This window comes from Emcibacter sp. SYSU 3D8 (assembly GCF_039655875.1).
In the GTDB taxonomy this organism is placed as follows: domain Bacteria; phylum Pseudomonadota; class Alphaproteobacteria; order SMXS01; family SMXS01; genus RI-34.
In genome coordinates, this window is record NZ_JBBYXK010000001.1 from 1,054,339 (window position 1) to 1,080,000 (window position 25,662).

Genomic DNA, 25,662 nt, shown 5'->3' on the forward strand with positions numbered 1-25,662 from the left:
GGGCAGAGCCGTCTAGCCATACGGGGAACACCATGGACCGCGCGGAAGAATACAACGCCATCGCCGAGCGCATCGTCGCGCATCACCGGAACGACACCACCGATCAGGCCGAGGGCATCATGGAGGTGCCGGTCATCTCCTACAGCGATCCCCGTCGCTGGGCGCGCGAGGTGGAGTTGATCTTCAAGCAGCTGCCCGTGATGGTGGCGCTGACCTGCGAGATGCCCAAGCCCGGCGACTACAAGGCGTTCGAGATGGTGGGCATCCCGCTGCTGATCGCCCGTGGCAAGGACGGCAAGCCGCGCGCCTTCATCAATGCCTGCCGCCACCGCGGCGCGCCGATCGCCGTCCATGGTCTCGGTCACGCCAACCGGTTCGTCTGCCCCTATCACGGCTGGACGTTCCGCAACGACGGCTCGCTGTTCGCCGTGTCCGAGCCGCACAAGTTCGGTCAGATCGACAAGGACGATTTCGGCCTGACCGAGCTGTCCTGCGACGAGCGCGCCGGCATGATCTTCGCCATCCTGAAGCCCGGCATCGACATGGATCTGGACGACTGGCTGGGCGGGATGACCGAGGACGTGGCCCCGCACGGTTTCGAGAACTGGCACTTCCTGATTGCCAAGGAGATGACCGGCGCCAACTGGAAGATCGCATTCGACGGCTATCTCGAGGGCTATCATTTCTCGACCCTGCACAAGGAAACCATCCTGAAGGTGACCCTCAACAACCTGATGGAGTTCCATGCCTTCGGGCCGCATATGCGGGTCGCCTACGGCACCACCAATATCGCGGTCATGGATGACGCCGGCCGGGACGACCTGCACAAGTTCGAGGAGCAGGGCTTTACCTTCGTGCGCACCCTGTTTCCCAACATCTCCATGTATCTGGGCCTGGGCCTCGGTCAGATCGCGCAGATCATCCCCGGGCCGACGCCGGACAAGAACCGCACCATCCTCTATTACGTCCATCCGCGCCCGCCGAAGGATGCCGAGGAAGAGGCCTCGCTGCTGGCGACCGCCCAGTTCCTGTACGACGTGACCTATGGCGAGGATTATGTGCTCGGCGAGCGCATCCAGAAGAGCCTCAACGCCCAGCCGTTCGAGAATGTGGTGTTCGGACGCAACGAACGCGGCAACCAGTACTTCCATCGCTGGGTGGACTACTACATCAACGGCAATCCCAACGAGCGTCCGCCCGAGCTTTAGGGTTCCGCTTGCACCGCCGGACCGATCGGCGGTAACGTCCGCGATCAAACTATACCGGGGTATACTTCCATGGACCTGGAATTCGATGACGACCTGAAAGCCTTCCAGCAGGAAGTGCGCGCGTTCCTCGACGAGCAGTTGACCCAGGACATCCGCGACGCCACCGCCAAGACCACGACCGTCTGGGTGGACAAGGAGGTCGTGATGGAATGGCACCGCCGGCTCTACCGCAAGGGCTGGATCGGCTATTTCTGGCCCAAGGAATATGGCGGCACCGGGTGGAGCCCGACCCAGCAATATATCTTCCTGCAGGAATGTGCCCAGGCCGGCGCGCCCCGCCTCATTCCGATGAGCCTGCGCTATGTGGGCCCGGTGATCTTCACCTACGGCACCCAGGAGCAGAAGGACTACTTCCTGCCCAGGATCCTGTCGGGCGAGCATTACTGGTGCCAGGGCTATTCCGAGCCGGGCGCCGGCTCGGACCTGGCGTCGCTGAACATGCGCGCGGTGCGCGACGGCGACGAGTATGTGCTGAACGGCTCGAAGATCTGGACCACCAACGCCCATGTCGCCGACTGGATCTTCTGCCTGGTGCGCACCGACAACAGCGGCAGGAAGCAGCAAGGCATCACTTTCGTCCTGGTCGACATGAAGTCGCCGGGCATCAAGGTAGACCCGATCATCACGCTGGGCCTCGACCACGAGGTCAACCAGGTGTTCTTCGACGACGTCCGCATTCCCGTGAGCCAGCGGGTCGGCGACGAGGGCCAGGGGTGGGACTACGGCAAGTTCCTGCTGGAATTCGAGCGGGCGGGCGGCGCGTCGGGCGAGTACAAGGCCGCCATCCAGAAGCTGCGCCGCATGTGCGCCGCCCAGGTCAGCGGTCAGGTACCGTTGATCAAGGACCCGTATTTTGCCACCGAGTTGTCCAGGCTGGAGATCGGCGTCATGGCCCTCGAGATGACCGAGCGGCGCATCATGTCGTCGGTCGCCGCCGGCCAGCGGCCGGGGCCAGAAGGCTCGGTGCTGAGCGCCACCGGCGTCGAGATCAACCAGCGGATCAGCGAGCTGGCCGTCGAGGCGATGGATTACTACGCCGCGCCGCTGCCGCCGCCCAGCCCGTCGGGCATGGTCAATGACGACCATTATCCCGGCCCGTCCTACGGCGCGGCGGTGATGGGCAAGTACCTCAACAAGCGCGCCGCCTCGATCTATGGCGGCGCCAAGGAGATCCAGCGCGAGATCATCTCCAAGGCCGTGCTGCACCTTTAGCAGGCCGCCATGGGCGGCGCGGCCGCACATCTCCGTGACTCAAGAACTATATTGCGGTATAAACTGACCATCCTGTTGGTAACCAGACGACGCTCGGCAGTTCGGGGAGACGGCGAATGAACGTGGAAGTTGGCAAGATCGAGAGCAAGACTCCCGGCAAGTCCTACGAGGACATCATCCGGGGCGACAGCACGCCGCCTGCAGAGGTGCTGCTGCAACGGTCGAACCCGCCGCAGGGCACCGACGACATTCCGTTCCATCGCTATATCTCGCCCGAATTCTTCGAGCTCGAGATGCAGAAGATCTGGCGCAAGGTCTGGCAGTTCGCCTGCCGTGACGAACATGTGCGCGAGCCGGGCGACTATTACGTCTACGACATCGGCCGCTATTCGATCGTCATCGTCCGCCAGGACGGCGGCGGGCTGAAGGCCTATCACAATTCCTGCCTGCACCGCGGCACCAAGCTGAAGCCGTCAGCCTCGTCGGGCTATTCCGCCAGCATCCAGTGTCCCTATCACGGCTGGACCTGGAGCCTTGAAGGCAAGCTGCAGGAAGTGCCCTGCGCGTGGGAATTCCCGCATCTCGACTATGAGAAGAACAGCCTGCCCGAGGCGCTGGTCGAGAGCTGGAATGGCTTCATCTTCATCAACATGGACCTGAACGCCGTGCCCCTGCTCGACTACCTGGAGGTCGTGCCCGAGCACTTCAGGAACTGGGACTTCACCAACTGGTATCCCTACCTGCACATCCAGAAGGAACTGAGTTGCAACTGGAAGACCGCGCAGGAAGCCTTCATGGAGGCCTATCACACGCCGCTGGTCCATCCCGAGATGACCCATGTGGTCGGCGACTGGAACATGCAGCACGATATCTTCGGCGACCATGTCAGCCGCGACCTGTGCGCCCTCGCCGTGTCCAGCCCCACATCCAAGCTGGGCCTGAGCGAGCAGGACCTGCTCGACCGGTCGCTGCTGGGCGATCCGGAGATCGTGCCCGCCGAGAAGCGGGTAAAGGTGGGCGACGGCGAGACCGCCCGCATCGTCATGGCGCGCGAGATGCGCAAGACCTTCAAGGACAACTACGATCTCGACCTGTCGCACCTGTCCGACGCCGAGGTTATCGACTCGCTGAAGTACAACATCTTCCCCAACCTGTTCATCTATGGCGGCCCCGGCCTGCCGCAGATCCAGCAGGTCCGGCCGCTGGGCAACGACGTCAATCGCTGCACCCTCGAGGTCATGGTGTTCCGCCCCGCCAGACCCGGCGAGGAGCCCGAACCGGCACAGGTGGTGAAGATCACCGAGGCCAATTCCTACAAGGAAGTGCCCGGTGTCAGCGAGTTCATGGGCGACGTGCTCGACCAGGATACCCAGATTCTCGCGTGGCAGCACGAGGGCATGCAGGCCAGCGAAAAGGGTGCCGAAACCCTCGCCCGCTACCAGGAATCGCGCATCCGCCGTGTCCACGAGACCATGGACAAGTACCTGAACCGGTAGGCGAGCTTTCGCCCACTGCCCTCTTGGCCAGCCCGCGTAAATGCCTTAAAACATTTACACCTGCTGGTTGGGCAGCACGAATTCAGGGAAACAGGGGAACGAGACATGTCAGTCGAGAATGCAGACCGGTTCATTCGATTCATCAAGGAAGACCCGGCGTTGATCCAGAAGGTGAAATCGGCCGGTCCGGAGAATTTCGAGAAGGTCAGCGCCGAAGCCGGTGCCTCCTGCTCCGCCTTCGATTTCGTCTGCGCCGTGCTCGACGGCCTGAAGAAGTAACAGGAACGCCTCACCGCGATCCATCGGACAGCGCCTTTCGGGGCGCTGTTTTCGTTTGAAGGGTCCTGCGCCTGACACCGCCTGTGGGCCGTTCAGCAAATTGTCAGCAAGCTTCAAGCATAATCATCTGTAAATCTTGCCGGTCGGACAGCAATAGTCAGCGCTGCCGACGCTTCAGGAGGACCAACAGATGCACAATACTTGCATTGCGGCGTTCCGGACCCCGGTGCGGCGCAGAACTCAACAATCAACGAGCGCGGCGTTCAGGTCAACGGCGGTCCAGGACCGAAAACTGACAGCAATGGTCGACCGCGATATTCATCAATGCGTGCAGCGGCAAGCCCACGACGCGGCGCTTCCCGCGTTCTACACGCTCTGCGGCTATCTCGTGCCCCGGCACAACGTAGAACTTACGGCCGTCGGCGTGACGTGCCGGCAATGCCTGCGCCGCGCCGGCGAACAGCCCAACTGAACCACGCCTCCCTGCCATTGATCGCGCGCCTCGCGCGCACCTGTCTGCGGCGTCGTGCGCCAGCTGGTGACCGGCGCCAGATTGAAACCCGCGCATCCTCGGTCCCGCCGCTTTGCGTTTCGCTTCTCCTCGGTTTATAACAACTGACATATACGCCGCCGTCGATTGACAGGACGGCGTCCATCGGGGAAGATTATTGGTCGTTTGTCCAATGACGGGACAGGACGGACATCAGGAGCGGAAAATGGGGAAAGACGAAATCGCCGGCATCAACACCGGCACTCTGCCAATCAACGACCGGCTGCGCGGCGACCCGATCACCGGCGACCGCTACTATTCGCCGGAATTCGCGAAGCAGGAATGGGACCATATGTGGACCCGGGTCTGGCACGTCGCCGGCCGCCTGAGCGATATTCCCGAGACCGGCGACTACGTGGTCCACAACTTCAAGCGCGAATCGGTGGTGGTGTTCCGCCAGGCCGACGGCTCGGTCCGCGGCTTCTACAATTCCTGCAAGCACCGCGGCAACCGCCTGGCCTGGAGCACACTGGGCGGCGGCGAGCTGGTCTGCTCGTATCATGGCTGGCGCTGGGGTATCGACGGCACCCTCGAGCAGGTGCAGGATCCGGACGATTTCGAGGGCGGCGACCCCTGCGGCAAGCTGCATTTGTCCGAAGTCGCGGTCGACACCTGGGGCGGCTTCATCTGGTACAACATGGACCCGAATCCGCGCCCGCTGCTGGATTTCCTCGACCCGATCCCGTTTCTGTTCCGCAACCGCGACCTGGAGAACATGGTCCGCGTGGTGTGGCGCACCTTCGACGTAGACGCCAACTGGAAGTTCTCGTCGGACAATTTCAACGAGTCCTATCACCTGCCGACGGTTCATCCGGAGCTGGCGACCACCACGGACGAGGACTACAAGAACACCATCTTCGAGATGTATCCCAACGGCCATAACCGGATGATCGAGCAGGGCCAGCCATCCATGCGCGCGCCCCATCCCAACGAGGTCGAGCAACCTTGGGACGCCATGCTCGCGCAGTGGGGTCTCGATCCGAAGAACTTCGCCGGTCGCGCCCGCGACGGCCGCCTGGCGCTGCAGGAGCAGCGCCGCAAGCTGGGGCCGCAGAAGGGTTATCACCATTACGCCGAGTGGTCCGACGACGAGTTGACCGACTATTTCCACCACACCCTGTTTCCCAACGTGACCATGACCGGCACGGCGGACGGCGTGCACTTCTTCCGCACCGAGCCGCACCCGACCGATCCGGAGAAATGCACGTTCGACTATTGGGCTCTTGTGCCGATGATCGAAGGCGAGACCGAGGTGGCGACCATCGTCGGCACCCGTCCGCTGCGCGAGGCCGATTATGAATTCGTCCCCTATGGCAGCGGCACGCCGATCCCGGACATGCTGGACTCGTTCCTGATCCAGGATCTGGGCGTGGCGGTGGGCCAGCAGAACGGTTTCCATTCACGCGGCTACACCGACGCGTTTCTCAGCGGTCAGGAAACCCGGGTGCGGCGCTTCCACGAAGTCCTGAACGACTACATCGAAGGGCGCCGCTAGGGCTCCTGCGGCCGGAGAAAATCATGTCATTTGACGGACCTGCCGAGGACCGGCTGGCGATCGGCGAACTCGTCGCCGCCTATGGCGACGCGGTCACCCGCAACAACGCGGAGGACTGGGCCGCGCTATGGGCCGAGGACTCGTCTTGGGCGATGCCCGACTTTCCCGGCTGGGAGATGATGTCGGGCAAGTCCACCATCGTCTCGACCTGGGTCGAGGCCATGAAGAACTACCCGATGAACATCAACGTCCAGTCCCTGGGCGCGGTGACCGTGACCGGCGACGCCGCCGCCGGGCGGGCCTACACCTCCGAACTGGTAACCGACTCCACCGGCGCCACCTACCGGGTGACCGGGTGCTACGATGACCAGTTCGTGAAGCAGAACGGCCGGTGGCTGTTCAAGAGCCGTGTGTTCAAGGTGCTACACACCAGCTAAGTTACGGCCGCAAGCGACAGAGAGATCGCGTTCCACGGCGCAGGGGACAACGCCGGTAGCCGCCAGAGCCCGGACGCCAGCCGATAGCGTCCATTGGACCACTCTGCTACCCTGAACGGATCGCGGCGCAACCGGCGCCTGCGCAACGGAGGGCGGTCGCTATGGCGATACTCTGGACCATCATCATCGGCTTTATCGTCGGCGTGATCGCCAAATTCATCACCCCGGGAAACAACGAGCCAAAGGGCTTCATCCTCACCACCATACTGGGTATTGCCGGCGCCTTCCTGGCCACCTTTGCGGGGCGGTACATGGGCTGGTACGCGCCCGGCGAAACCGCGGGCTTCCTCGGTGCGCTGGTCGGCGCGGTCATACTCTGCGCCATCTGGGCCGCTGCCGCGCGCAAGAACGCCTGACCGCCACGACCTCGCGACAGGAATCCGCCGCTGATCAGTCCAGTGGCCGGACCATCAGCAGGCACGGATTGCGTTCATCCCACAGCGCCGGAAACACCTCCAGCGGCAGAAATCCGACGGCCTCGTAGAAGCGCCGGGTCAGGGCGTAATGCGGATCGGGATTGTCCGCCGCCAGCGTCTTCACGGTCAGGAACCGCAATCCGCGCCCCACGGCCCACCGGGCCGCCGCATCCGTCAGGGCACGCCCGATGCCCTGCCGGTGGAAACTGCGCCGGACGCCCATCACATAGATCTCGGCTGCTGCCGCCGTCTGCGGCTTCAGCGACAGGAACCCCGCAATGTCGCTGCCGGCGCGGCACGACAGCATCGGCAAAGTGTCGGCGCCCGCCACATAAGCGTCTTTCGCTTCGGGAATGCCGAACCATTCGGGCAAGTCGTCAAGCACTGCCTGGCACAACGCCGCCCGTCCTCCAGAGACTTCAGCCACAGCCGGCACAGCTAGTCCTTCATCACGCAGGCCAGCGCGGTCCGGAACCCGCCGGCGGTGAAGCGCACGATGCTGCTCATGCGGTTTCTCCGTCGAAGCAGCCTCGATTATCCCATGCCACAGGCAAATCCCAAAGTCCGGCAAGGGCATTGCCTCGGGTGACAGACGACACTGAGGGTCAGGCGGCGTCATGATCCCGGATCGCCGTCAGGAATATGTCGGCGAATTCCCGCAGCTTGGCGGCGCCGACGCCGTTGACCTCGGCAAATTCATCGCTGTCGCGGGGCCGGCGCGAGGCCATGTCGGTCAGGGTCTTGTCCGAAAAAATCACATAGGCCGGCACCTGCCGGTCGCGGGCCAGGCGCAGCCGCACTTCCTTCAGCGCGTCGAGCAGGGAGTGATCTTCCTCCGTCATCTCCACAGCGGCCGCCTCGCGCCCCTTCTTTCGAGACACGGGCTTCAGGACTTCCGGCCGGAACTCGAATATCCCCTCGCCGTTCAACAGCGCGCGGCCCCTGGGCGTCATGGACAAGCCGCCGAAACCGCCGATGTCGATCTTCAGGAGCCCGCCCGCCACGAGCTGGCGGACCATCGAGCGCCATTCCTCCTTCTTCACCGCCTCGCCGGTGCCGAAGGCCGGGAGGCGGTGGTGATCGGCCATCATCACCTTTTCGGTCTGGGCGCCGCGCAGCACGTCGATAACATGGGCCGCGCCATAGCGTTCGCCGGTGCTGAGGACGGCGGTCATCGCCTTCCGGGCATCGACCGTCCGATCCTCCAGCGCCACCGGGGATAGGCAGGCGTCGCAATTGCCGCAGGGCTCGGACGCTTCGCCGAAATAGGAAAGCAGGATCTGGCGGCGGCAGGTCGGCGCCTCGCAATAGCCGAGCAGCGCGTCGAGCCGCTGATGCTCGCGGCGCTTGCGCTCGGCGTCCGAGGATTCGTCATCGATGAACATGCGGCGCATGCGAATGTCGCCCAGGCCCACCAGCATATGCGCCTCGGCCGCCTCGCCGTCGCGACCGGCGCGGCCGATTTCCTGGTAATAGGCTTCCAGGCTTCCCGGCAGGTCGGCATGGAACACATAGCGCACGTCCGACTTGTCGATGCCCATCCCGAAGGCGATGGTCGCCACCATGACCATACCCGGCTCGGTCATGAAGGCGTTCTGGTTGGCCTCCCGCTCGTCCTTGTCCATGCCGGCGTGATAGGCGCGGGCGCGCACGCCGTTTTCAGCCAGCAGCCGCGCGGCTTCCTCGGTCTTCTTGCGCGACAGGCAATAGACGATGCCGCTCTTGCCCATATGGCCCTTCACGAAAGCCAGCAGCTGGCGCTTCCACTCGCGCTTGGGCTCGACGGTAAGCCTGATGTTCGGCCGGTCGAAACCAAGCACCTGCGCCTCGACGGCGCCGCCGAACAGTTTCTGGGCGACATCGGCGCGGGTGACCTCATCGGCGGTCGCGGTGAACGCGGCGATCGGGACGCCGGGAAATACGTCGCGCAGCCGCGACAGCATTTCGTATTCCGGCCGGAACGCCGGCCCCCATTGCGAGATACAGTGAGCCTCGTCGATGGCGATCAGGCTGACCGGCAATTTGGCCAGCGCCGCCAGCATGCGCTCGGTCATCAGCCGCTCGGGCGCCATGTAGAGCAGCCGGGTCTGGCCGGAAGCGGCGCGTTTCCACGCCATGACGTTGTCATCCCGGTGGCGTGACGAATTGATGCTCTCGGCCGCCACCCCCGCCAGTTGCAGCGCCGCCACCTGGTCCTGCATCAACGCCACCAGCGGCGAGACCACGATGGTCAGCCCGCCCAGGACGAGCGCCGGCACCTGGAAGCACAGCGACTTGCCAGAGCCCGTCGGCATCACCGTGAGCACATGTTGCCCGGCCAGAATCGCGTCGACCGCCTCCTCCTGTCCGGGCCGGAAGCCGTCAAAGCCGAAAACGTCCTTCAGGACCTGGTATCTGGAATCTGCCGCGTCCGCTCGAATCATCAGGGCCGTTTTAGCCCCAATGCATCGATCGCCGCCACCTCTGTGATATCCAGCGCGCCGCGATCGGCAGCCTCGACGCACTGGGCCAGCTCGGCCCGGTTCTTCACGCCCAGCACCACCGTGTCGACGCCCTTCATGGACAGGGCATAGCGATGGGCGACGATGGCCGGGTCCTCGCCCCATGTCGCGCACAGCGCGCGGAACGGCGCGGCGGCGTTATAGTCGACGATGGTCGCCTCGTCGTCGGGCAGGTCGCGGTCGACCTCGGCGCACAACGATCCGGCGGCGACGGCGCGAATTCCCATGACGCCGGTGCCGTTCTGTCTGGCAGTGTCGATGATGGCGCGGGGTTCGCCCGGCTCATCGTATTGCTTCATGTTGCCCACGGCATCCATCAGATTGGCGACGGCCTGCACCGCCGCCGGCTTCACCGAATGCGTCAGCGCCTGCCGGATCATCATGGGCACGCCGGTACCGGTGATCCCCCAGGCGCCGATCAGGCCGGACGCCTTCAGCTTCTCCATGGCCGGGATGACCGCATCGAGATAGAGGCTCCAGCGGGTCGCAAACCTGTCCTGCCGCTCGGCGAAGCGCGGATAGCTGAAATCGTCGGGACAGATGTTCGAGTGCAGGAAGAAAAGATCCACCTGCTCGCGCTTCATGTGCTGCAGGCTGCGGCGCAGCGATTGCTCGGTCTTGAGGTAGACATCGTGCCCGGCCGGCGATCCCAGCTGGTACTTCGTCGTGGTGCGCACGCCGTCAGGCAGCCGGCCGCCGAAGGCTTCACCCACCACCGTCTCGGCCTCGCCCCGACCATAACCGGGCGCCAGATCGAGCAGCGTGATTCCCGAATCGACCGCCGCCTTCACCGTCGCGACCGCCTCATCGCGGGTCGTCGCGCCCCAGACGTTGCCGATGCCGCCGCCGCCCAGCGTCAGGCTGCTGACCGGCCAGAGGTTTCCCAGATGTCTCGTTTCCATGATGTGCTCCCGTTCCGGGCGCCAGCTTGGACGCTCCGCCGGCGCCTGCCAACCAGAACTCATGTCTTGCGCAATACCGCGCTATGATAAGCGGCGGCGGCGGCGCGCCATCGTGGACGCTGGCCACGCCGCAGCGCAACGTGCGACAAACGCCGCATTGCGACGAATCGGGCACCGTTCAGGGGGCGGGGATGCCGGAGAAGGTATTGATGCTTGGCGTGGACGGGGCCAACCCCGATCTGCTCCTGCGCTGGAGCGACGCGGGCCTGCTGCCCACCATCCAGTCACTGCGGCAACGCGGCACCACCTGCCCGCTGGAGGGCCCGCCCGGCTGTGGCGACGACGGCACATGGGCGACAGCCTATACGGGCGTCTCGCCGGCAACCCACGGGCGCTATTTCTTCCGGCGAATGCGGGCCGGGAACTATGAATTGCCCGATTTCGGCGATGGCGATCTGCGGCACGAGCCGTTCTGGATCAGCCTGGGAGAGGCCGGCAAGAGAGTGGCAATCATCGACGTGCCCAAGAGTCCGCTGCCCAGGGCGCTCAACGGCATCTATCTGGGCGACTGGCTGGTTCACGGCAGGTGTCGCAGCGCGTCGGTGAGCGTTCCCGAAGGGTTTGCGCAAGCGACCGTCGCGGGTTTCGGCCCCGCGCCGGAAAGTCTGTGCGGTTTTACCCAGCCGTCGCTCGATGCCGATGGCTACCTGGCCATGCAGGACCGGCTCGACATTGCCGTGAGGATGAAACGGGACCTCTGCCTGTCGGTACTCGACCGGGAACCCTGGGATCTGTTCCTCGCCGTGTTCAAGGAGAGCCACTGCGCGGGACATCACGGCTGGCACCTACATGACGCGAACCATCCGCTCCATGATCCAGACATCGCAGCGCGGACAGGCGATCCGCTGTTGCGCAGCTACCGCGCGATCGACGACGCGCTGCGCGCGGTGATCGACCGGGCCGGACCGGAGACCACGGTGCTGGTCTTTTCTGTGTTGGGCATGGGGCCCAATTATGGACTGGCGAAGCTGCTGTCGGAGATACTCGAGCGGCTTGATCCAACGCCCAGACCAGCGTCAAAGCGCTTTCGCGGCATGCTCAAACCGTTTGCCAGGGCGCTCTACCGGATGACCGGAGGCCCCGCCCGATCGATTGTCGTTCGCACCGCCCGCGGTGTGGGTGCGCACTACCGGGCCAGTCAACGGTGCTTCGCCATCGAGCCCAGCGAACACGTCAGCGGCATCCGGCTGAACCTGGCCGGCCGCGACCCGCACGGTCTCCTGCGGCCCCACGAAGTGGAGGATTATTGCCGCCAGCTGGTCAGCGGCCTGCGCGATCTCGTCGATCCGGAATCGGGTGAACGGGTGATCCAGGACGTGGTGCCCATTGGCGATATTCATCAGGGCCCGCATCTGGACGATCTGCCTGACCTGGTCGTGTTCTGGAATCTGTCGCGGCCCGTTTCGGCGGCGGTGTCCGCCAGGGTTGGAGAGGTCAGGAAGCAGGGCGCGCCGCCAAGGACAGGAGCGCATGTTGCGGGCGGCATCCTGTTTGCCGCCGGGCCCCGCATCGCCGCGGCCGGACTATCGGAACCGCGTCCGTTGGTGGATCTGGCAGCGACGGCCGGCGCGCTGCTGGGCGTGGTGTTGCCGGGCTGCGAAGGCAATCCATTGCCGCTCGCTCCAGCGGATAATGCGGCGCCGGCGGGGCAAAAATTGGACTAAACCCTGTACGGTTTACGGCATCACTCGTAAACTGGCGGTCAACAAGCTGGTCTAACGTTCGATGATACCTTTCCTTTTGTTGTGCCGATGTCTGTCGGTCGACGATTCCGCCAACGCCGTTGCCGAGTTGCGCGCCTCATTGCCCCGCCTGGACGACGCGGCCGGGTGGGCCGGCCTGGTCCAGACGGCGGACGCCGATATGCTCGCGCCGGCCCTCCGGCTCGCACTGGCCCGCAAGGGGCTGGACGATGCCATGCCCGCTCAGGTTCGGGCGCAATTGCACCGCCGCTACACCATGAATGCCCTGCTCAACGAACGCATTCGCGAGGATGCACTGCACGTGACGGCGTTGTGCGAAAGGCTGGGGATCGCCCCTGTGGTCCTCAAGGGCGGCGCCTACCTGTTCGAAGCCCCGCCCGAGATGCTGGGTGGCCGATCCATGCGCGACCTGGACTTCCTGCTCCCAGCAGACCAGGTGGATACAGTGGTCGACGCCATGCTGGACCAGGGATACATGGTCAAGGACGAGGCGGACGACGACACGACCTACACCCACCCGGCGCTGCAACGTCCCGGCGGCGTGGTGGCGGTGGAATTGCACCACCGCGTCGGGCAGCAGCGCTCGCTGCTGTCGGCCGACATGGCCTGGCGTGACATCCGGACGCTGCAAACGGAACCGCGGCTACGCGTGCTGTCGCCTACGCACCGGGTCTGGCACAATATCTTCCACTCTCAGGTTCAGGATCAGGGCCACAGTACGGGCCTGATCTGGCTGCGCCAACTCGCGGACCTGGTCGACATCTGCCGCCGGCACGGCGAGAGCATCGATTGGGCCGCCCTGGACCAGATGATGACAGATGCGGGCATGGACGGTGTCATGCGCGCCAGACTGTTGCAGGCCGAGCGCCTTCTCGGACTGCCGTGGCCGCTGCGCGCGCCTCCTGGTCCCGCCGCGCGGTTGCGGTTGCACCGCGCCAGCCTGCTGCTGAAGGCTCCAAGAACCATGGCCGTCACGCGGATGTGGGCAGCGTTGATGGCGCCGTTCAAATTGCACCGCATGGACCTGCTGTACCATTGCGGCACCGGCCATCCGGTGAAGCTGGCGAAGGCTCGACTGCGCCATATCCGCCAGGTTGCCCGCAAATATCGCGGCAACCTTCTGGGCCGCCTCTGGCAACGGCGGCAATACGACGTTTAGGGGGACTACTTGACCACAATCGCAACCGACTATGATGCGGCTTCAGCCGCATTCGAGACAGCCTTCGCCAAGGGCGGCACGACCGCTTTCTACCGCATCGCCGGCCAACCTGTCCGCGTGCGCGTCGCCGGGCCCATGCTGGCGGAAGAGATCGACCTGCCCCTGCGTCATCTACGCATGCCGCCGTGCGATTCGCCGGCGCTGACCGCCGACATGTGGAATGCCGAGGAATGCGGCGTGCCGGCCGTAATGGGCGACCGCGGCCGGCTGGACTCGCCCTACGGCAATTTCTTCATGTCCGACGACAGGCGCTATCTGGGGATGCAGCGGGCGACCGGGGCTTACTGGCAGGACTGCGCCGCCGGCCGGATCGTCGGCTGCGCCGAGGGCCTGGCCCGGCGGTCGCTCGACGAGCGCGCCCGCCCTTTCCATCGGCTGCTCGCGGCCTGGATGTGGGATCTGGGGGTCCAGTTCGTGCATGCCGGCCTTGTCGCCCGCGAGGATGCGGTCAGCGGCGGCATGAAAGGCGTGCTGTTCGTCGGCAAAAGCGGCAGCGGCAAGACGACCTCGTCGATTGCCTGTTTCCGAGGCGGTCTGACCTATCTTGGCGACGACTTCATCGGCCTCGAGCAGACCGCCGACGGTTTCGCCGGTCATGGCCTCTTCGGTTCCTGCCTCGTCAATGTCGAGCATCTCAAGCGCTTTCCCGACCTGAACGCAGTCTCTCTGGCGCCGCGCAACGACTATGAGGACAAGGCCGTGGTCTACATGGCGCCCATCGACGACATGCGCCTCGCCGCCAGCGTGCCCATCGCCGCCATCGTCATGCCCAGGATCGTCGACCGTCCGGACACCATCTACCGGCGCGCCACCAAGGGTCAGGCGCTTTTGACCATGGCGCCAAGTTCGGTCATGTCGTTGCCCATCATGGTGCATGGCGCCATGGACCGCCTCGCGGGGCTGGTCGACGCAGTGCCTGCCTACTGGCTGGAGCTGGGCCGCGACGTCAACGACATCCCCCACGCGGTAAACGCCCTGTTCGATGAACTCGACGCCAATGCGGAAAGCGCCGGGAAATGAGCCCTCCTCCCAAGCTGTTCTTCTGGTCCGAACTCTACTGGCCCACCGTCGGCGGCATCGAAACATTCTGTGCCGCGATGCTGCCCCGGCTGGCCGAGCGGGGCTACGACATCCGTGTGCTGACGTCGAACATGGAAGGCGAGGAACCGGGCCTGGAAATCATCAACGGCATCCCTGTCCACCGGCTGCCCGTGCGCGCCGCGATCGACTCCGGCGATCCGGCGATGTTGCTGGACACAATCGGGCAGGTCCGGCGGCTGAAGCAGGAAATCGGCCCCTGCGTGATGCACCTCAATTTCTGCGGGCCAATGGCATTCTTTCATATGAGGACAGCCAAGGTGCAGCCGTCGCCGATGGTCACCACCTTCCACGGCACCCTCGACGAGGTCCGGCGCGATGGATCGCTGATGCAAGGCATATTCGCCGGGTCGGACTGGCTGATCGCCAATTCGCATGTCGTCAAGGCGGACATTAACCAGGCCGTGCCGGACGCGACCGCGCGGACCTCGGTCATCTATTGCGGTGTCGAGCCCTCGGCCACGGTGCGTCCGCCGGACCTGTCCGGGCCGCCGCGACTGCTGTATGTCGGGCGCCTGATCCACAACAAGGGCGTCGACCTGGCGCTGCAGGCATTCGTTGCCGTTCTCGGCCGATACCCGGATGCGCGTCTTGTAATTGCCGGCGATGGCGACCAGCGGGCGGCGCTGGAGGCGCTGGCAGCGTCGCTCGGCATCGCCGGATCCGTCGACTTCGTAGGCTGGATCCGGCCCGGCGACGTCGGACAATTGATGGCCGAATCCACCATGGTGATCATGCCATCCCGCTGGCGCGAACCCTTCGGTCTCGTCGCCGTCGAGGCTGCGCTTCAGGGACGGACGGTCATCGGCACCGAGGATGGCGGCCTGACCGAGATCATCGTCGATGGCGTCACCGGGCGCCTGGTGCCGCGCAACAGCGCGGACGGTCTGGCCGAGGCGACGATTGGGCTGCTCTCCGATCGCGCCAGCCTCGCCGCCATGGGACGGAAGGCCCGCGAACGGGCGCTGCGCCTGTTCAGCCTGGAGGCGTCCACCGATAGCCATGACGCGTTATATCGCCGCATGGCAGCATCGGCGTAGCGATCAGCCACGGGCCCCAATTTGCTTTGCGGGCACGCCGTGCTAATAAGCCAATGGAAATAGAGGGGTCGACCATGGGCAATACCACCAGATTCAAACTCAACGAGCCGGATGTAACCGCCAAGGTCATGGATGGCGAGGCTGTCATCATTCATCTGGGCACAGGCGTCTATTACAGCATGGACGGCGTCGGCTGCCTGGTCTGGGACGGCATTGCCAGCGGTCACGAGATCGGCGCGGTCATCGACGCCGTTGCCGCGCAATATGCCCTGGACCGGAACACGGCCGAGGCCGATATTGCCCGGCTTGTCGGGGAACTCGTCGCCGCGGAACTGATCGTTCCGGCCGACGGTCCTTCGCCGTCTGGCAGCGCCCTGCCCGGCGAGGCACCTGCCACCTATCAGAGTCCCGCGCTGATGCGCTACGACGACATGGCCGAGTTGCTAGCCCTGGATCCGCCTCTGCCCGCCGCCCCACGCTGATATGCCGTCGGCCGAGTCGATCAGTTGCGTGGTGCCGATCTACAATGGCGGCCTTTACCTCGAGGAAGCGGTCGCCAGTATCGAGGCGCAAAGTTGGGGGCCGGTAGAAATCATCGTCGTCGATGATGGCTCGACCGACGACACGCCGCGCATGATCGCCGGTCTCGGCACGCGGATACGCGCTTTTCGCAAGGAAAACGGCGGTTCCGCGTCGGCCCGTAATCTCGGCATGGCGCACGCCTCGGGATCATTTTTCGCCTTCCTGGACGCCGACGACGAGTGGAAGCCGGAAAAGCTTGCCGTGCAGATGGCGCGCTTCGAGCACCGCCCCGAACTCGACCTCAGTCTCTGCGGTACCGAGCACTGGTGGATCCCCGAGCTGCAACATGAGGCGGAAACCCACTCGTCTTTGCTCAATGACAGGCAGACCGGCGCATTTCCCACCGTCCTCGCGCGGCGTAGCCTGTTCGAGCGCACAGGGCCGCTCGACGACACCCTCAGGCATCTCGACCTGGTGGAATGGATGCTCCGGGTCAAGGATGTGGGCGGCGTGGTCGAGACCATTCCCGACACTCTGGTGCGCCGGCGCATCCACCACACCAACGCCAGCCGCCAGCGAGGCGACCAGGAGATTCAGGACCGAATGGTGATCGCCCGCAAGAGGATGCAGCGCCGGCGGCCGGATGGTCGCGGCTAGGCCGAGATGAGGCGACCGCCATCGAATGCGGCGCTCGCGGCCGCCATCCTGCCGGACTGGCAGGACGTCCAGCTGTTGCGCGCGTGCCTGCTGCAGAAGGAGCCCGCGACACGGGCTTGGGCCGCATGGTGCGGTGCCGTCGGAAACCCCAAACGCGAGCTGGAAACCGAAACGCGGGGCCTGAAGGGCATCCTGCCGTTGCTCGACGCGTCCACGCGGGCCCACGCCCTGCCCGGACCGGATGGCATGGGCATCTATCTGAAGGCATCGACGCTGCGCGAGGACCTGCGCACGCGGATCATCCACCGTATCCTGCTCGGTACGCTCGAAGCGCTCGAGGCCGATGGCATCCCCTATGTCCTGCTGGGCGGAATCGTCGCCGCCCATACGGTCTATCCGGTACCGAGCCACCGCCATTGTCACGCCATCGACCTGCTGGCGCCGGACAGCGCGGCAGGCACACTGGCCCGGGCCGGCTTTACGCCGCTCACCGGTTCGCCCGGCGCGTTCCAGCACGCCGAGATGCTGATGCTCAATCTGCGGCAGGACATCGCATTTCATCCTCACCACCAGCTGCCGGACGGCGGCATCGCGGCGCGCGCCCAGCCAGTCGACCTGGGAGACCGGGCCGCGCCCGGCGCCGGCGCCACCGACCGCCTGATCATGGCGCTGTCGCGCGCCGCATCCACGCCAGACCGCGGCAACCTTCGCTGGGCCTGCGACGTCTGGCTGACCGCGCCGGACGTGGACTGGCGGCTTTTCGTGGACGAAACCGTCCGGCGCCGTCTGTCGTTGCCTTTCGCCGTGCTATGCCGGGGGCTGGCCGAGGCACTCGATGCCGCCATTCCCGCCGGCGTGATCGCGCGGCTGGAAGACGAGGCGGCCCGCGCCCGGCCCATTGACCGCGAAGCGGCCCTCGCGGGCGCTCTTACCGGATTGTCGGCGGCCCGCCGCGCACTTTCGGCGCCCGGGGCAGGATTGCCTGAGCGGCTGGAGATCGCGCGCTTCCTTGCCCTGCCCTCGCCGCAGTGCCTCGGCTGGACCTACGGTCCGGCGGGGACCGTCGCCCGCACGCTGCAACGCCTTCACCGTCCTGTCGCCTACGTGGTGGAGCGGACGCGTCAGCGGTTGGCGGGTTAGTTGCGCGCCTGGCCCGATGATGCAATGGTTCTGCGCGCTTAGGGGGAACAGCACATGTCCACAGCAGCCATCGCGGCCGCGCCGACCAACACAACCGGCAAGATCGTCGTCGCCAGCTTCATCGGCACGGCCATCGAATTCTATGATTTCTATGTCTATGCGACTGCCACGGCGCTGGTATTCGGACTGCTGTTTTTCCCCCAGGAATCGGCGAGCGCCTCCCAGCTCGTGGCTTTCGCCACCTTCAGCATAGCGTTCATCGCCCGGCCGCTGGGCTCGGCGCTGTTCGGACATTTCGGCGACCGTATCGGGCGCAAATCCATGCTGGTCGCATCGCTGATGATCATGGGCGTCTCGACGACCCTGGTGGGCCTGCTGCCAACCTACGAATCCATCGGACTGGTTGCGCCGGTGGTGCTCTGCATCCTGCGCTTTGGCCAGGGCATCGGTCTTGGCGGCGAATGGGGCGGCGCGGCGCTGCTCGCCGTGGAGAACGCGCCGCCGGAAAAGCGCGCCTGGTTCGGCATGTTCCCACAGCTCGGCGCGCCGGTCGGTTTCATCGCCGCCAATGGCCTGTTCCTGGTGCTCGCGGCGACGCTGGACGACGACCAGTTCCGCAGCTGGGGCTGGCGCATTCCATTCCTGGCCAGTGCGGCCCTGCTCGTGGTGGGCCTCTATGTCCGGCTCAAGCTGGTCGAGAGCCCGGTGTTCCAGGACGCCATGGCGCGGGACCTGAAGCAGCGCGTGCCGCTGGGCACGCTGTTGCGGCAGCACTGGAAGGACACCATCCTTGGTACGCTGGCGATGGTGGCATGCTTTGCGGTGTTCTACCTGTCGACCGTCTTTACGCTGGGCTTCGGCACCACCCGGCTGGGCTACAGCCGCGAGGAATTCCTCACCATGCTGCTGGTCGCGATCTCCTTCATGGCGCTGGGCATCGTGATCTCGGCATGGCTCAGCGACAGATGGGGCCGCAAGCCCGTATTGCTCGGGGGCCTGATGCTGACCGGACTGATGGGGTTCCTGCTCGAGCCCATGCTGGCCGTGGGCCAGCCGTTCGAGGTCACCGCCTTCCTGTCCATCGCCCTGTTGTGCATGGGCCTGATCTTCGGGCCCATGGGCGCCGTGCTGTCCGAGCTGTTCCCCACCCATGTGCGCTACACCGGCGCGTCGGTGACGTATAATATGGGCGGCATCCTGGGCGCTTCCTTCGCCCCGCTGATCGCCCTGCAGCTGGCCGCGGTCGGCGGCTTGCATTATGTGGGATATTATCTGACGGCGACGGCGGCGCTGAGCTTTGTCGCCGTCGTGCTGATGCGCGAGACGAGGCATGAAGCGCTGGGGTGACCACAAGTTTGCCGTGGTGATCAATATTGGTTATATGTAATACGGCATATCAAGGAGTGATGTGATGACCCGTACCACAACAATGACAGTCCGTTTGGGCGGGGCACTCAGCGACTTCGTAGCCCGCAACGTGGGTGAAGACGGTGTTTACGAAAATGTCAGCGAATATATTCGTGATCTGATCCGCCGCGACAAGGAGCGGGTGGAACAGGAAGCATTCGACCGGCTTAAGGCCGAACTCAAGCACGCGTTCTCGGCGCCAGAGTCTTCATTCGAGCCCCTGACTGCGGCGGACGTGATCGCTCGGAACCGGACTTGATAGAATGGCCGCCGTCCGCATTCAGCAGGCGGCGTCTCACCGGTTGGACGACATCTATCGCTACACGCGGGATCGCTGGGGCACTGACCACGCGGACCGGTACATCACCGGATTATTCGGAGCATTTGAACGAATCGACAGACACGGTGTGGCGTCAAGGCCCATCCCTGCGGAGTTTGGCGTAGAGGGCTACTTCTTCCGCTACGAGCGGCACTTCGTTTACTGGCGACGGCTGTCGAGCGGGAAAATCGGAATAGTGACGATCTTGCATGAGCGGATGCACCAAATGGACCGCTTCCGCGAAGACTTCGGATTATCAAGCGAAGGGCGGTAACCGTCGGCCGTCGTCTGCCAATGCGCTGCTTGTCAGCCGCTCTTGAGTGCCGATTCGAGCAGCATCAGTCTGTCATTGCCCTAAAACATTCGGTCGCCGAGGAAAAATGTCGGCACGCCGAAAGCGCCCCGGCCGTGCGCTTCGTCGAGCAGGGCTTCATGCGAAGCGGCCGTCGCTGGATCGGCCAACGACTGCAGGAACCGGTCTGCGTCGAGTCCGAGCGTGTCGGGAATTGATGCGATGGCGGCATCGTCGATCACCATGCCATCGACGAAAACCATTCGGTGCAGGAGCCGGCAACAAGCCACCAGCGCGTCCAGCCGACCGGCCGCCAGGCAGGCGAGCGCCATCAGCGCAGGGTCCGTGCGAAATGCCTTCGGTTCCTGGAACGGCACGCCGTAGTGCTCGGCCCAGGCGCGCGCATCGGCTTCCCAGACCCAGATAGAAGTCGACAGTGACGGACATGCGATTCTTCCTCCTGGCGGCAACCAACCCATAGTGCCGCTCGCGCCCGCGCGCTACCTTTCGGTTGGGGAAGGAATTGCCGAAAAGGGGAGATCGTCATGACCAACATCACACTCGCGCAAGCCAACATCATCATCGAGGCCGCGCTCGCCAAGGGCCACGAACTGAATCTACGCCCGCTGGGAGTCGCCGTGCTCGATTCCGGCGGCAAGCTGATCGCCTTCCAGCTCGAGGACAACACCTCGACCCTGCGGCCGCAGATCGCCATCGGCAAGGCGTCGGGCGCGCTGGCGCTGGGCATCTCGTCGCGCAAGATCGAGGAGCTGTCGCAGATCCGGCCCGGCTTCGTATCATCGCTCGACCGGGCATCCCGGGACGGCGTGATCGCGGCGGCAGGCGGCGTCATCGTCGTCGGCGAGGACGGCACGCCCATGGGCGCCGTCGGCATCACCGGCGATACATCGGACGCCGACGAAGCCTGCGCCCTGGCCGGAATCGCGGCGGCTGGACTGAAGCCCCAGGGTTGACGGGACCGCGCCTTATCCGGGCGGTGCGCCGGTAGATTTCTCGGTTTGACGGCCCACGCTCAGCGCGAACAGCGCCAGGACCCCAAGGGCGAAGACCGAACTCAGGAACATGAAGACGAACGAGATCCGATAACCGCCGAAGGCGCGCAGCGACCCAAGAATCGCGGCGCCGGCGGATGTGCCCAGATTCACGACCGCCATATAGATCGCGAACTGGGTCGCCGCGACGTGCTTCTCGCAAAGCCGCATGGCGGTCGCATAGAGCGCGATAGACATCACCACATAGAGGACGCCGTAGACCGCCATGTAGGCCGTGATGACCGCCTCGGCCGTCCAGTACGGCCGCAGGGCCGCCATCGCCAGATGCGTGGCTGCGGTCAGCGCCAGCGCCAGGGCAAGGATTCGCTTCGTGCCGAACCTGTCGATCAGCGGTCCACCGATCGTCATGCCGAAGAGTCCCGCCGCCAGGCCGGCCCACATGGCAAGGTTGGTGAAGTCGCCTTGCGTCCACGAGAGTTCCTGCACCGCCAGGACAGGCAGCGCCGCCGTATCCAGCCCATAGACCACCAGCGCTGAAAACGTCAGCAGGATAAACAGCAGGCTGGCGCGCGGCACGATGGCACGCCAGAGATCCACGCCGATGCTGTACCAGCTGTCCAGCTGCAGCGCGCGGGCCGTCGGCGATGTCTCGCCGGCCGACCAGGGCAGCAGGCGTTCACCGGGACGCTCCCGCAACAGCAGTGGCACCAGCAGGACCAGGCACATGAGCAGGCTGATCGAGAGGACGGCCAGGTCGAACCCCCAGCCTGCCATCAACGCACCGCTGAGACCGGCGCTCGCGGAGATGCCGATGATCTTGCTGCCCCACATGATGCCGTTGGCTTTTGCCTGGTCGCCCTCGGGCAGGACATCGATGGCCATGCCGTCGATCGCCACATCCTGAAACGAGGCGCTGAAATTGATGGCGAAGCCGAGAGCCGTCAGCGCGCCGAGTCCGCTGGCAGGATCGGGTATGGCCAGGAGCATCAGCAGGGCGCCGATCAACCCGCACTGGGCCGCCACGATCCAAGGCCGGCGCCGCCCCATGGGAAGAAATGTCCACCGCTCGATGACCGGCCCATTGATCAGCTTGAGGCTCCAGGGCAACAGGATGATGGCGATGTACTGGCCAATGTCCCCGGCCGGAACACCCTGAGCCGCCAGCCACGCGGGCACGGTGACATACAGCAAACCCTCGGGAAGCCCCTGCCCCAGATAGAGCGCGCCGAGCGCCCCAAGACGAACAGCGCGGTTTTCGGTCAGTGCAGCCGGGATTGACGTTACTCCCTCTTGTTGACGTCCGTTGCGCCGGACACCGACCGGGAGTCTAGGCGCTCGGCGCGACGGTGTCTGCGGTTACACCCCATCCGGCGCCGGGGACGACTGGAATTATCGGACAGCGAGGCACGCGCCGGACGATCTGCGCAAATGACTCAGCCGGTGGAAAGGCCGGACGCCAATGCGCGTTCGATGTCATGAAATCGCGGCCCACGCGCTCCCCGCGTCAACGTGGTGACCATCATGGCGTACAATTCCTCGACGCTGCTGCCGGACACCAGCTTGCCCGCCATGTGCAGGACGATGACCCCGTGGATTCCCGCCCAGAACATCTGGGACAGCTTCTCCGGGTCTCCTTCGAGGATGCCCTCCCGCACCAGGATTTCGGTTGGCTGCATCATGAACCGCCGACAGCGTTCGACCTGCCGGACCACCGCCGGATAGGCGGCCTCATCCGGCTGAGACAGCTCGAACATGATCTTGTAGGCGTCCGGCTCCGAGACGGCGAAGTTCAGATAGGCACGGGCGAGGACGTCCGCCCGCCGGGGATCGTCCGGGGCAGTCGCCGCCGCCACCTCGCACGCATCGGCCAGGCGTTCGAAGGCCGCGGCCCGTACGGCCGCGAAGATTTCTTCCTTGTCCTTGAAATAATTGTAGGGCGTCATCGGGCTGCAGCCGGCTTCCGCCGCCAGCGCCCGGATGGTGACGCCTTCATAACCCAGGGCGGCAAAGCGCCGCGTCGCCACGGCGCAGAGTTTGTCTCTGAACTCCTGGACCTCCTCGGCCGTCCGCGCCCTTGGCATTCACTTCTGCTCCGCTCGATGTTGTGTTCAAGGTACTACGCTGGACAGCTATGTCCGGCAATACCGGGCGGGGAATGCCATGGGTCAAGACGTTGCCGGCGGGCCCCGCGCCATGTTTCACCATGGAGCGGGGCCCGCCCGACAAGACCGCTCAAATCAGATCAGGGTACGACCGATGCCGGAATCCAGCTGCCGTGAAAGCCGCTCGGGATCCGCGGCAACTCGACAGTCGCCACCGGCGTATCGTCCATCGATGCCGCATCCATGATCACCAGCTGGCTCCTGTCCGTGTCCGCGTCATGGACATAGGTCATCAGGAATCCGTCGTCTTCGCTCTTCGGATTGGCCGACGGGGCGAAGACCGGTTCACCGCCATGGCGGCCGGCGCCGAAATCGATGTCCGAATAAGTGCCGGCGTCGCGGTCGTATTTGCGGATTCCGCCGGACGTTTTCGCAGGGTCGCCCGCCAGGCCTGCCTGCGACATCCGCATCATGTATCCGTAACGGTGCTTGAGGCCGACGACATTGTCGGCAACCCGGGGAAACTCGGCAGGACGGTCGTCCACCTGTTCCTCCCGTACGGTTCCGGTGCGGGTGTCGATCGTCCAGCGCCACAGCACGGGATCGGGAAAATCCATGCTCGAGTTGCGCCAGATATAGTCGAACCGCGCCACGTCGAGGACGATCTTGTCGCCATCCTCATAGGCATTCATCGGGTGGAAGACGTAGCACGGATTGATGTCGTACCAGACCACATCGGTGTTCGTGCCATTGCGCGGCATGACGCCAAGACGCGCCGGATAATTGTCATCCCACCTGATCGGCATTTCACCGCTCATCGCTGCCTGGAGGTTGAACACAGCCGGCAGGTCCATGAAGATGACGTGGTTTCTCGTGATGTTGAAGTCGTGCATCATCGTCGGCCCACCCACGGCGATGTTCTCGGTCTGCACGAGCTTTCCATCGGCCGATACCCGCAAATAGCGCAGATACGGCGGCATCGCCGAGTAACCAAAGGCGATCAATTCGCCGGTTATCGGGCAAATCTTCGGATGCGCCGTGAACGACCCCTTGAGAGCGCTGTCGAAATCGGTCGGACCGACCGTTTCCAGGTCACCATCCAAGGCATAGGGAAAATGGCCTTCCTCGAGCGCCAGGATCTTTCCTGCATGACCGACCACATGGGTATTGGCCTTCGATGCGGTCATGTCCATGGCCACGGCCGGATCGAAGATATTCAGCGTCGGGTTGCTGATGAACGGGGTCTGCACATAGCGGTTGCGGTACCACTGCGCCTTGCCGTCGCGCAGCCGGACACCGTGCATCATGCCGTCCCCGAGGAACGGGTGGTCGCTTTTCCCGGTGAGCGGGTTGGCGCCTGCACGCACATAGCGGCCATCGAGCTCGGCAGGAATGGTTCCCGTCACCTTCAGGTTGGTAAGGGTGAGTTCTTCGGTGACCGGCCGGCCATTGCCCCGCAGGTGGGCGGGGGTGGTCTCTTCGAGAACGGCTGACATGACATGATCTCCCTGTTTGCGGTTGCACCCCATTGTCGGGGAGGCAGGGCGAGACTTCAATATCATTTTTTACGACGTAAATTATATGGCGGCGCCATCACGCCCACGCATCCTCGCCCGGATCCGGCCCCGAGCATAATTCTGGCGCGCCGTTCCCCTGACGTATCTCTCCAATACTGCTCCGTGGGAGGAACCCAGGAGTCCCCTTGCAACACCGGGGCTCCCGAGGCTCCTTTCCGTCCGTAGCGGGGCCTCGACCTGACCGGGAGTTGCCCTTGCGTGCACCGTTGAATGACTGTGGCGTGCAGGCGGTCACGAGGGAGCCAAATGGGCTCGTCGCCGTGGGGCCGGAGATATGGGGCGGGGTGCGCGAAAACACGGCCTTGGTTTCGTATCCGACCAACGCCACAATCAAACGCTACCCATTGATTCGGACAAGGTCGTTCGGCCGGGCGCTGCTCGCCCTGCGGTCTAATTGGAGGAGCCTACATGTACAAAAGAATATTGGTGCCGGTAGATGGCAGCGACGCGTCCAATCTGGGCTTACGCGAAGCCATGAAGCTGTCCGGCCAAGATACGAGGCTTCGGCTGCTGCATGCCGTCGAGGGCTTCTTGCCGGTTGGCGGCGTTGCGGTCGAAGGATACTACGCAGGCAACATTCTCGAGACGTTCCGCAAGGAGGGCGAGGAAATCCTCCGCAAGGCCAAGGCCTTGTTGAACGAGCACGGCTTGACCGTCGAAACCGAGATGGTGGAAAATCTTGGCGGCGGTACGGCAAAGATCATAGTCAATGACGCCGAGACCTGGGGCGCCGACCTGATCGTGCTGGGCACCCATGGCCGCCGCGGTTTGAAGCGGTTGGTGATGGGCAGCGACGCCGAGGAGGTGGTCCGCCTGGCGCCCGTGCCCGTCCTGCTGGTCAGGGTGCCGGCAGCCGAAGGATAGCCGCGTCGAAGCCACCCGGAATGCGTCTCCTGG

27 protein-coding genes are annotated in these 25,662 nt (G+C 64.6%); 20 read left to right on the forward strand and 7 right to left on the reverse strand.

The genetic code is table 11. The annotated features are described in order from the left end of the window. The first annotated feature begins 32 nt into the window (after positions 1-32). From WJU21_RS05045 to WJU21_RS05080, 8 genes are all read left to right on the forward strand, one after another. Positions 33-1,208 carry an aromatic ring-hydroxylating dioxygenase subunit alpha gene (locus WJU21_RS05045; protein WP_346322285.1) on the forward strand — a complete coding sequence of 392 codons (1,176 nt, stop codon included), beginning with the start codon at positions 33-35 and terminating at the stop codon, positions 1,206-1,208. A gap of 69 nt (positions 1,209-1,277) precedes the next feature. Then, complete coding sequence (locus WJU21_RS05050; RefSeq protein ID WP_346322286.1) at positions 1,278-2,480, forward strand: acyl-CoA dehydrogenase family protein; 1,203 nt, start codon at positions 1,278-1,280, stop codon at positions 2,478-2,480. Between the two features lie 116 nt (positions 2,481-2,596). Next, the gene (locus WJU21_RS05055) at positions 2,597-3,976 is read left to right on the forward strand and encodes an aromatic ring-hydroxylating dioxygenase subunit alpha (protein WP_346322287.1); all 1,380 of its coding nucleotides are present in this window, start codon (positions 2,597-2,599) and stop codon (positions 3,974-3,976) included. Positions 3,977-4,081: 105 nt separating this feature from the next. Then, positions 4,082-4,255: a Nif11-like leader peptide family natural product precursor gene (locus WJU21_RS05060; protein ID WP_346322288.1), complete on the forward strand. Its 174-nt coding sequence runs from the start codon at positions 4,082-4,084 to the stop codon at positions 4,253-4,255. A gap of 301 nt (positions 4,256-4,556) precedes the next feature. Then, the gene (locus WJU21_RS05065) at positions 4,557-4,727 is read left to right on the forward strand and encodes a hypothetical protein (RefSeq protein ID WP_346322289.1); all 171 of its coding nucleotides are present in this window, start codon (positions 4,557-4,559) and stop codon (positions 4,725-4,727) included. Between the two features lie 244 nt (positions 4,728-4,971). After that, a complete protein-coding gene (locus WJU21_RS05070) occupies positions 4,972-6,300 on the forward strand; it encodes an aromatic ring-hydroxylating dioxygenase subunit alpha (RefSeq protein WP_346322290.1) in 1,329 nt (442 codons plus the stop codon). A gap of 23 nt (positions 6,301-6,323) precedes the next feature. After that, complete coding sequence (locus WJU21_RS05075) at positions 6,324-6,737, forward strand: nuclear transport factor 2 family protein (protein ID WP_346322291.1); 414 nt, start codon at positions 6,324-6,326, stop codon at positions 6,735-6,737. 161 nt (positions 6,738-6,898) lie between these two features. Further along, on the forward strand, positions 6,899-7,153 hold the full coding sequence (locus tag WJU21_RS05080) for a GlsB/YeaQ/YmgE family stress response membrane protein (RefSeq protein WP_346322292.1): 255 nt from the start codon (positions 6,899-6,901) through the stop codon (positions 7,151-7,153). A gap of 34 nt (positions 7,154-7,187) precedes the next feature. Here the strand turns inward: WJU21_RS05080 and WJU21_RS05085 are convergent, their stop codons facing one another. The 3 genes from WJU21_RS05085 to WJU21_RS05095 all read right to left on the reverse strand — a co-directional run bounded on the left by WJU21_RS05085 (position 7,188) and on the right by WJU21_RS05095 (position 10,616). After that, positions 7,188-7,598: a GNAT family N-acetyltransferase gene (locus WJU21_RS05085; protein ID WP_346322293.1), complete on the reverse strand. Its 411-nt coding sequence runs from the start codon at positions 7,596-7,598 to the stop codon at positions 7,188-7,190. 220 nt (positions 7,599-7,818) lie between these two features. Further along, entirely contained in the window at positions 7,819-9,636 is a 1,818-nt protein-coding gene (recQ, locus tag WJU21_RS05090) for a DNA helicase RecQ (RefSeq protein WP_346322294.1), read from the reverse strand. Next, a complete protein-coding gene (locus WJU21_RS05095; RefSeq protein ID WP_346322295.1) occupies positions 9,636-10,616 on the reverse strand; it encodes an aldo/keto reductase in 981 nt (326 codons plus the stop codon). The genes recQ and WJU21_RS05095 overlap by 1 nt, the downstream gene beginning before the upstream one ends. Positions 10,617-10,807: 191 nt before the next feature. On the opposite strand from WJU21_RS05095, the gene WJU21_RS05100 reads away from it, so the two are divergent. The 10 genes from WJU21_RS05100 to WJU21_RS05145 all read left to right on the forward strand — a co-directional run bounded on the left by WJU21_RS05100 (position 10,808) and on the right by WJU21_RS05145 (position 20,055). Further along, positions 10,808-12,340 (forward strand): alkaline phosphatase family protein, encoded by a 1,533-nt coding sequence (locus tag WJU21_RS05100; RefSeq protein ID WP_346322296.1) that lies wholly within the window; start codon positions 10,808-10,810, stop codon positions 12,338-12,340. Positions 12,341-12,419: 79 nt separating this feature from the next. Further along, a complete protein-coding gene (locus tag WJU21_RS05105) occupies positions 12,420-13,538 on the forward strand; it encodes a nucleotidyltransferase family protein (protein WP_346322297.1) in 1,119 nt (372 codons plus the stop codon). Between the two features lie 9 nt (positions 13,539-13,547). Continuing rightward, positions 13,548-14,618, forward strand: coding sequence for a hypothetical protein (locus tag WJU21_RS05110; protein ID WP_346322298.1), 1,071 nt, complete (start codon positions 13,548-13,550; stop codon positions 14,616-14,618). Then, positions 14,615-15,736 (forward strand): glycosyltransferase family 4 protein, encoded by a 1,122-nt coding sequence (locus WJU21_RS05115; protein WP_346322299.1) that lies wholly within the window; start codon positions 14,615-14,617, stop codon positions 15,734-15,736. Before WJU21_RS05110 ends, WJU21_RS05115 begins: the two co-directional genes overlap by 4 nt. Positions 15,737-15,810: 74 nt before the next feature. Continuing rightward, positions 15,811-16,218 (forward strand): PqqD family protein, encoded by a 408-nt coding sequence (locus WJU21_RS05120; protein ID WP_346322300.1) that lies wholly within the window; start codon positions 15,811-15,813, stop codon positions 16,216-16,218. A gap of 1 nt (position 16,219) precedes the next feature. After that, positions 16,220-16,915 (forward strand): glycosyltransferase family A protein, encoded by a 696-nt coding sequence (locus WJU21_RS05125; protein ID WP_346322301.1) that lies wholly within the window; start codon positions 16,220-16,222, stop codon positions 16,913-16,915. Positions 16,916-16,921: 6 nt separating this feature from the next. After that, positions 16,922-18,055 (forward strand): nucleotidyltransferase family protein, encoded by a 1,134-nt coding sequence (locus WJU21_RS05130; protein WP_346322302.1) that lies wholly within the window; start codon positions 16,922-16,924, stop codon positions 18,053-18,055. 54 nt (positions 18,056-18,109) lie between these two features. After that, entirely contained in the window at positions 18,110-19,402 is a 1,293-nt protein-coding gene (locus tag WJU21_RS05135; RefSeq protein ID WP_346322303.1) for an MFS transporter, read from the forward strand. A 64-nt stretch (positions 19,403-19,466) separates the two neighbouring features. Beyond that, positions 19,467-19,721, forward strand: coding sequence for an addiction module antitoxin (locus WJU21_RS05140; RefSeq protein WP_346322304.1), 255 nt, complete (start codon positions 19,467-19,469; stop codon positions 19,719-19,721). 4 nt (positions 19,722-19,725) lie between these two features. Further along, a complete protein-coding gene (locus WJU21_RS05145) occupies positions 19,726-20,055 on the forward strand; it encodes a type II toxin-antitoxin system RelE/ParE family toxin (RefSeq protein WP_346322305.1) in 330 nt (109 codons plus the stop codon). A gap of 80 nt (positions 20,056-20,135) precedes the next feature. On the opposite strand, the gene WJU21_RS05150 is transcribed toward WJU21_RS05145, so the two are convergent. Next, the gene (locus tag WJU21_RS05150; RefSeq protein WP_346322306.1) at positions 20,136-20,552 is read right to left on the reverse strand and encodes a DsbA family protein; all 417 of its coding nucleotides are present in this window, start codon (positions 20,550-20,552) and stop codon (positions 20,136-20,138) included. 66 nt (positions 20,553-20,618) lie between these two features. Here WJU21_RS05150 and WJU21_RS05155 point away from each other — a divergent pair, with 66 nt between their 5' ends. After that, complete coding sequence (locus WJU21_RS05155; protein ID WP_346322307.1) at positions 20,619-21,047, forward strand: heme-binding protein; 429 nt, start codon at positions 20,619-20,621, stop codon at positions 21,045-21,047. Between the two features lie 12 nt (positions 21,048-21,059). On the opposite strand, the gene WJU21_RS05160 is transcribed toward WJU21_RS05155, so the two are convergent. The 3 genes from WJU21_RS05160 to WJU21_RS05170 form a co-directional block, all read right to left on the reverse strand. Continuing rightward, entirely contained in the window at positions 21,060-22,361 is a 1,302-nt protein-coding gene (locus WJU21_RS05160) for an MFS transporter (RefSeq protein WP_346322456.1), read from the reverse strand. A 158-nt stretch (positions 22,362-22,519) separates the two neighbouring features. After that, positions 22,520-23,167 carry a TetR/AcrR family transcriptional regulator gene (locus tag WJU21_RS05165; RefSeq protein WP_346322308.1) on the reverse strand — a complete coding sequence of 216 codons (648 nt, stop codon included), beginning with the start codon at positions 23,165-23,167 and terminating at the stop codon, positions 22,520-22,522. A 161-nt stretch (positions 23,168-23,328) separates the two neighbouring features. Further along, the gene (locus tag WJU21_RS05170; protein WP_346322309.1) at positions 23,329-24,684 is read right to left on the reverse strand and encodes a carotenoid oxygenase family protein; all 1,356 of its coding nucleotides are present in this window, start codon (positions 24,682-24,684) and stop codon (positions 23,329-23,331) included. Positions 24,685-25,173: 489 nt separating this feature from the next. On the opposite strand from WJU21_RS05170, the gene WJU21_RS05175 reads away from it, so the two are divergent. Continuing rightward, positions 25,174-25,629, forward strand: a complete 456-nt coding sequence (locus tag WJU21_RS05175) for a universal stress protein (protein WP_346322310.1) — start codon at positions 25,174-25,176, stop codon at positions 25,627-25,629. Positions 25,630-25,662 lie beyond the last annotated feature (33 nt).

Bases quoted from the DNA above. Each gene is read 5' to 3' on its own strand.
- WJU21_RS05045 (WP_346322285.1), top strand. From the start codon at position 33: ATGGACCGCGCGGAAGAATACAACGCCATCGCCGAGCGCATCGTCGCG.
- WJU21_RS05050 (WP_346322286.1), top strand. From the start codon at position 1,278: ATGGACCTGGAATTCGATGACGACCTGAAAGCCTTCCAGCAGGAAGTG.
- WJU21_RS05055 (WP_346322287.1), top strand. From the start codon at position 2,597: ATGAACGTGGAAGTTGGCAAGATCGAGAGCAAGACTCCCGGCAAGTCC.
- WJU21_RS05060 (WP_346322288.1), top strand. From the start codon at position 4,082: ATGTCAGTCGAGAATGCAGACCGGTTCATTCGATTCATCAAGGAAGAC.
- WJU21_RS05065 (WP_346322289.1), top strand. From the start codon at position 4,557: ATGGTCGACCGCGATATTCATCAATGCGTGCAGCGGCAAGCCCACGAC.
- WJU21_RS05070 (WP_346322290.1), top strand. From the start codon at position 4,972: ATGGGGAAAGACGAAATCGCCGGCATCAACACCGGCACTCTGCCAATC.
- WJU21_RS05075 (WP_346322291.1), top strand. From the start codon at position 6,324: ATGTCATTTGACGGACCTGCCGAGGACCGGCTGGCGATCGGCGAACTC.
- WJU21_RS05080 (WP_346322292.1), top strand. From the start codon at position 6,899: ATGGCGATACTCTGGACCATCATCATCGGCTTTATCGTCGGCGTGATC.
- recQ (WP_346322294.1), bottom strand. From the start codon at position 9,636: ATGATTCGAGCGGACGCGGCAGATTCCAGATACCAGGTCCTGAAGGAC.
- WJU21_RS05095 (WP_346322295.1), bottom strand. From the start codon at position 10,616: ATGGAAACGAGACATCTGGGAAACCTCTGGCCGGTCAGCAGCCTGACG.
- WJU21_RS05100 (WP_346322296.1), top strand. From the start codon at position 10,808: ATGCCGGAGAAGGTATTGATGCTTGGCGTGGACGGGGCCAACCCCGAT.
- WJU21_RS05115 (WP_346322299.1), top strand. From the start codon at position 14,615: ATGAGCCCTCCTCCCAAGCTGTTCTTCTGGTCCGAACTCTACTGGCCC.
- WJU21_RS05120 (WP_346322300.1), top strand. From the start codon at position 15,811: ATGGGCAATACCACCAGATTCAAACTCAACGAGCCGGATGTAACCGCC.
- WJU21_RS05125 (WP_346322301.1), top strand. From the start codon at position 16,220: ATGCCGTCGGCCGAGTCGATCAGTTGCGTGGTGCCGATCTACAATGGC.
- WJU21_RS05130 (WP_346322302.1), top strand. From the start codon at position 16,922: ATGAGGCGACCGCCATCGAATGCGGCGCTCGCGGCCGCCATCCTGCCG.
- WJU21_RS05135 (WP_346322303.1), top strand. From the start codon at position 18,110: ATGTCCACAGCAGCCATCGCGGCCGCGCCGACCAACACAACCGGCAAG.
- WJU21_RS05140 (WP_346322304.1), top strand. From the start codon at position 19,467: ATGACCCGTACCACAACAATGACAGTCCGTTTGGGCGGGGCACTCAGC.
- WJU21_RS05145 (WP_346322305.1), top strand. From the start codon at position 19,726: ATGGCCGCCGTCCGCATTCAGCAGGCGGCGTCTCACCGGTTGGACGAC.
- WJU21_RS05150 (WP_346322306.1), bottom strand. From the start codon at position 20,552: ATGGGTTGGTTGCCGCCAGGAGGAAGAATCGCATGTCCGTCACTGTCG.
- WJU21_RS05155 (WP_346322307.1), top strand. From the start codon at position 20,619: ATGACCAACATCACACTCGCGCAAGCCAACATCATCATCGAGGCCGCG.
- WJU21_RS05165 (WP_346322308.1), bottom strand. From the start codon at position 23,167: ATGCCAAGGGCGCGGACGGCCGAGGAGGTCCAGGAGTTCAGAGACAAA.
- WJU21_RS05170 (WP_346322309.1), bottom strand. From the start codon at position 24,684: ATGTCAGCCGTTCTCGAAGAGACCACCCCCGCCCACCTGCGGGGCAAT.
- WJU21_RS05175 (WP_346322310.1), top strand. From the start codon at position 25,174: ATGTACAAAAGAATATTGGTGCCGGTAGATGGCAGCGACGCGTCCAAT.